2 protein-coding genes are annotated in these 3,103 nt (G+C 61.9%); both read left to right on the top strand.

The features are described from left to right. The first annotated feature begins 155 nt into the window (after positions 1–155). Complete coding sequence (locus Q0S16_RS17455) at positions 156–1,847, top strand: methyl-accepting chemotaxis protein (RefSeq protein WP_295850585.1); 1,692 nt, start codon at positions 156–158, stop codon at positions 1,845–1,847. Positions 1,848–2,271: 424 nt separating this feature from the next. Beyond that, positions 2,272–3,103, top strand: an 832-nt coding sequence (locus tag Q0S16_RS17460; protein WP_295850588.1) for an efflux RND transporter permease subunit, incomplete at its 3' end; no start/stop codon positions are given.

The raw sequence follows: 3,103 nt of genomic DNA on the forward strand, positions 1-3,103 counted from the left end.
GCTATCGCCCGCTCGCGCAAATCCATCGACAGGGGTCGTGCCATCCCTGCTGGCCTCCAATTCCAGCATCAAGCTTGAATCAGAAACCGCCTGATTTGGGAATCCCCCAATCGATTCAGCCAAACATCATCCCGCTCTAGAAGGGACGTTTCGTCATGCTAGCCAGCCTGTCCATCCGTGCCAAGATCACGATCGTGGTCTCGTTCCTGTTGATTGTCTTGACCGTGATCGGATTGTCCGCGGTCAATCAGATGCGGGCCATCAACGCCAACGCTACCGATATCCAGACCAACTGGCTGCCGAGCGTGCGTTCGCTGAGCGCGCTGAAGACCGGGGTGTACTCCTACCGCAGCGCTATTCGGGCCCACCTGCTGCTGAAGACGGCGGAAGGCAAGTCGGCCGCGGAGAAGCGGATTGCATTGATCCTGGATGACAACAACAAGATCCGACGGATCTACGAAAAATACATTACCTCGACTGAGGAGCGCGAGCTTTACGAATCCTGGATCAAGCAGTGGGACCTGTATCAGATCGCATCCCAGAAGGTATTGACGCTGTCGCGCAGGGATATCGGCCGTAACGCGGATGAGGCCATCGATCTGAACGAAAACGAGGCTCACCCGTTCGGACAGCAGGGCGACGCTATTCTGAACAGGGACATCGCGCTCAATGATAGCGGCGCCGATACGGCCGGAAAGGCTGCTACGGATACTTACAACGCCGCGTTCATGCTGATGGCCGTGGCTCTCGCGCTCTCCATCGTGATCGGAACCGGCCTCGCGATCTTTCTGGTGCGCGATGTCTCCCGGGGAATCGCCTCGATCGTGACGCCGATGCAGACGCTGGGCGCCGGCGATCTGACCGCCATGGTGCCGCATCAGGGCATGAAGACCGAGATCGGGGTGATGGCCGATACGTTGCAGATTTTCAAGCAGGCATTGATCGACAAGAAAGCGGCAGATGCCGCCGCGATTATCGATGCCGATGCCAAGATCGAACGCGGCCGTCGCGTCGATGGCATCACCCGCGATTTCGAAGCCATGATCGGCGAGATTGTCGAGACGGTTTCGTCGGCTTCCACCCAGCTCGAAGAGTCCGCCAACACCCTGTCCGCCACGGCCGAGCGCGCGCAGCAGCTCGCCACCGTGGTCGCGGCGGCGTCGGAAGAAGCGTCCACCAACGTTCAGTCGGTGGCCTCGGCGACCGAAGAGATGGCCTCGTCGGTCAACGAGATCAGCCGGCAGGTTCAGGACTCCTCGACCATCGCCGATCAGGCCGTCGAGCAGGCGCGCAGGACCAATGAACGCGTGGGTGAGCTCGCCAAGGCGGCCGCGCGCATCGGCGATGTGGTTGAACTGATCAACAAGATCGCAAGCCAGACCAATCTACTGGCGCTCAACGCGACCATCGAGGCTGCGCGCGCGGGAGAAGCCGGCCGCGGCTTTGCCGTGGTGGCGTCGGAAGTGAAGGCGCTGGCCGAACAGACCGCCCGGGCAACCGGCGAGATTTCGGCACAGATCTCCGACATCCAGGCCGCGACCCGGGATTCGGTCGGTGCCATCAAGGACATTGGCGACACCATCGGCCGGATGTCTGAGATCGCCTCGACCATCGCCGCGGCGGTCGAAGAGCAGGGCGCGGCGACCCAGGAAATTTCGCGCAACGTTCAGCAGGCCGCCCAGGGCACGATGCAGGTCTCCTCGAATATCAGCGACGTGCAGCGCGGCGCATCGGAAACCGGCTCGGCCTCCTCGCAGGTTCTATCCGCCGCGCAATCGCTGTCGAGCGACAGCAGCCGCCTCAAGGTCGAAGTCAGCAGGTTCCTCGACGCGGTGCGCGCCGCGTAGTCCTGGCCGCTGACGTCTCCGGCGGAGGTCCGTTGGGAACGGCGGCACCTCAACTGGCTATACCGGACGCACCACACGCGCATTACAAATAGTTCATGTCGTTGCGATTGTTACTTTCGGCGGAAATTGTTGTTTGTCGGTCACGGTACCCGTCCATCCAGATAAAATATCGCGGAAGTGAACCGCCGTGAGCCGTCGGTCATTGGCTATTTGACGCAGGTCAGGTAGTTGTTGCACCGCAAGAAGCTTGTCGCCTGTGAGCAACCGAATTTTAACACCGCCACCGTTGAACGGATTAGGTTCCGGGGTGGATGCGGGCTGGTTGGCGTTCAGGTCGTTTGCGGCCGCGAGGTCCGGTTGATCGGATCGCGGTTGAAGTGTTCGCCTTGCCACATTTCGTTAACGCATCGAGGGCTGCCTGTTCATGATCGCACTAGTACGCATTGCCCTGAGCCGGCCCTACACCTTTGTCGTGCTCGCTTTGCTGCTACTGATCGTCGGCCCCTTGGCCGCGCTACGGACTCCGACCGACATCTTCCCCGAGATCCGCATCCCGGTGATCGGCGTGATCTGGGGCTATACCGGCCTGCCGCCGGACCAGATGGCCGGCCGTATCACGACCCCGTTCCAGCGCGCGCTGACCACCACGGTCAACGACATCGAGCACATCGCCGCCAATTCCTATGCCGGCTTCGGCATCGTGAAGATCTTCTTCCAGCCCGGTGTCGACGTGGCAACCGCGAACGCGCAGGTCAGCGCGGTAGCGCAGACCGTGGTCAAGCAGATGCCGGGTGGCACGACGCCGCCGCTGATCATCAACTACAACGCGTCGACGGTGCCGATCCTGCAGCTCGCGCTGTCAGGCAAGGGCCTGTCCGAGCAGAACCTCGCCGATCTCGGCCTGAACACGGTGCGTACGCGCCTGGTGACGGTGCCCGGCGCGGCGATTCCGTACCCGTTCGGCGGCAAGTCGCGCCAGGTGCAGATCGACCTCGATTCGTCCGCGTTGCAGGCGCGCGGCTTGTCCGCGCAGGACGTGGCGAACGCACTGGCGGCGCAGAACCTGATCACGCCCGTGGGCACGCAGAAAATCGGTGCGTTCGAATACACCCTGCAACTCAACAATGCGCCATCGGCGATCGCCGACCTGGGCGACCTGCCGATCAAGGTGGTGAACGGAACCACGATCTATATTCGCGATGTCGCCAACGTTCACGACGGCAACGCGCCGCAGACCAATATCGTGCGCGCCATTG

Origin of the sequence: Tardiphaga sp., assembly GCF_025356345.1 — a bacterium.
Lineage (GTDB): Bacteria > Pseudomonadota > Alphaproteobacteria > Rhizobiales > Xanthobacteraceae > Tardiphaga.

What these genes read in the sequence shown, in the direction of transcription:
- Q0S16_RS17455 (WP_295850585.1), top strand. Translation starts at nt 156, where the DNA reads ATGCTAGCCAGCCTGTCCATCCGTGCCAAGATCACGATCGTGGTCTCG.